The following is a 1,978-nucleotide window of genomic DNA, read 5'->3' as shown; positions in this document are numbered from 1 at the left end:
TTATCGGTAGTTAACCCTTCCTCCTACACTCTCCACAATCATGTCCGAGCGTTGCACTTATTATCTGAATTCGCGTATCTATAACGGGCTGTCGACCAGAATATGCTCTGGTAACGACTCAAGGTGCAGTGCTATCAGGTACCTATTATCCGCCGGGCAAGTACGGATTACGATAAGCCACGGCGGGAAGCAGAAACGCGCGTTTTCACCACATCTTCAACGCCTTGCTTTCGAGGATGCTCGAGAAGATATCCAGCACTTCACTACGTTCAGGCATCTCTTTGGCGTGCCCCGTATGATATTGAATCAGCCAGTAAATCATCATGCTGAATATGCGCCGGGTTTTCATTTGAGACGCGGCGATAATATCGGAGACGCGGGGTGACAGACGATTGGTCAACTGCGGCAGAACGCCGGTCAGGCACTCCATTGAACAGTCCAGTAGCCGCGAGTAGTGCGACTTAAAGCAACCCGATTGCGACTGCTTCATGTAGCGATAGAACAGATCCGGTTGATCCAGGTGCCTGTGTTCCGCAAACCAGGCCACCGTCAACTTCTCGAGCACATCCACGATTTGATCCAACTCCTGATAAATGATTGCCTGATACATCGCTTACTCCCGCCATGCCCACGACGGAAGAAAAATACGCACCGCCAGACTGAGCATGTATCATAATGGTAATGACACTATGCTAGATTATGTTAGATTGTGCAATATCATGTTCATTTGAGGATTCACTGTGATTGATTATGATGCATTGCCTGAGCAACGGCAGTCTCTCATCTACCAGATGCTGACGGAAACAGGCAGAGTGATCGGTGCCGATGTCGCCCGCAAACTGGGGGTTTCTGAGCATACGATCCGCCGGGATCTTCAGGAGCTGGCAAGACAGGGATTGTGCAAAAAAGTCTACGGTGGCGCGGTCAGCCAGTTTAAGCAGTCGGCCAGCTTCGAAACCCGTATGGCGCAGAATGTGACGGAAAAATCCCACATAGCCAGAAAATGCGCCCAGCTTGTCCGCCCGGACAGCTGCGTGTTTATTGACGCAGGCTCCACCTATGTTGCGATGGTGGAATGCTTACCCGCCGATCTGGCGTTGACCATTGTCACCAACTCCCCACAAATCGCGTCAGTGCTGAGTGGGCGTAGCAATATTGAGCTGATTTTGCTGGGTGGAAAAATCTATTCCCATACCGGCAGTACGCTGGGTTCAGAGCCGGTGAATCAAATCCGTGGGATGATTTTTGATCAAACGTTTATCGGTGTTTGCGGCCTCGACCCGCAGGTGGGCATGACCGCGGTCTATTACGAAGATGCTTGTTTTAAAAAGGAAGTTCTGGCCCAGAGTAATGAAGTGGTGGCTGCAGTGACTGCCGACAAGGTCTCGCAGGTTGCCCGTTACAAGGTCGTTGCCTGTGAAGATATCGATATCGTGGTAGTGAGTAGCGATGCCAATATCGATAACTTCCGCCACCTCAATATGCGAATTGAAGTGGCAGAAGAGTAAGGTGATGCTCGGTGTTGCAAGGTTTGGAACAGTTAGCATGATATTGCAATAATGCGCGCTGTTCCCCCTCCCCCCTGCTCTCTCCCTAAGGGAGAGGGAGAAAGACCTGCCCGCACTTACTAGTCCCCTCTCCCTGGAGGGAGAGGGTTAGGGTGAGGGGGGAACAGCCAGGCACCGTGCCAACCAACTGCTACAGTACCGATCTTGCCACCTTCACCACGTTATCCACCGTAAAACCATACATCTCGAACAACTGCTCAGCAGGTGCTGACTCACCGAAGGTGGTCATGCCCACAATCGCGCCGTTCAGGCCAACGTATTTGTACCAGTAGTCGGCGATGAGTGCTTCAACCGCAACACGGGCAGAAACCGCTTTCGGCAGCACCGCTTCATGGTAGGCCGCATCCTGCTTGTCGAATGCGTCGGTGGACGGCATGGACACCACCCGCGCCTTCACGCCTTCGGCAGTC

3 protein-coding genes are annotated in these 1,978 nt (G+C 52.4%); 1 reads left to right on the top strand and 2 read right to left on the bottom strand.

Annotated elements, in window-relative coordinates:
* Window positions 1-205: 205 nt before the first annotated feature.
* A complete protein-coding gene (locus tag ACSZPU_RS25385; protein ID WP_499004370.1) occupies window positions 206-610 on the bottom strand; it encodes a hypothetical protein in 405 nt (134 codons plus the stop codon).
* A gap of 130 nt (window positions 611-740) precedes the next feature.
* On the opposite strand from ACSZPU_RS25385, the gene ACSZPU_RS25380 reads away from it, so the two are divergent.
* On the top strand, window positions 741-1,508 hold the full coding sequence (locus tag ACSZPU_RS25380; RefSeq protein WP_499004369.1) for a DeoR/GlpR family DNA-binding transcription regulator: 768 nt from the start codon (window positions 741-743) through the stop codon (window positions 1,506-1,508).
* Window positions 1,509-1,698: 190 nt separating this feature from the next.
* Here the strand turns inward: ACSZPU_RS25380 and ACSZPU_RS25375 are convergent.
* Window positions 1,699-1,978 (bottom strand): transketolase-like TK C-terminal-containing protein (locus ACSZPU_RS25375; RefSeq protein WP_499004366.1); only part of this gene is annotated, 280 nt, incomplete at its 5' end.

Origin of the sequence: Phytobacter sp. V69, from assembly GCF_965644215.1 — a bacterium.
Lineage (GTDB): Bacteria > Pseudomonadota > Gammaproteobacteria > Enterobacterales > Enterobacteriaceae > Phytobacter.
The sequence above is the reverse complement of the archived record's forward strand: the minus strand, read 5'-3'. Positions and strand labels throughout refer to the sequence as shown.

What these genes read in the sequence shown, in the direction of transcription:
- ACSZPU_RS25385 (WP_499004370.1), bottom strand. Translation starts at nt 610, where the DNA reads ATGTATCAGGCAATCATTTATCAGGAGTTGGATCAAATCGTGGATGTG.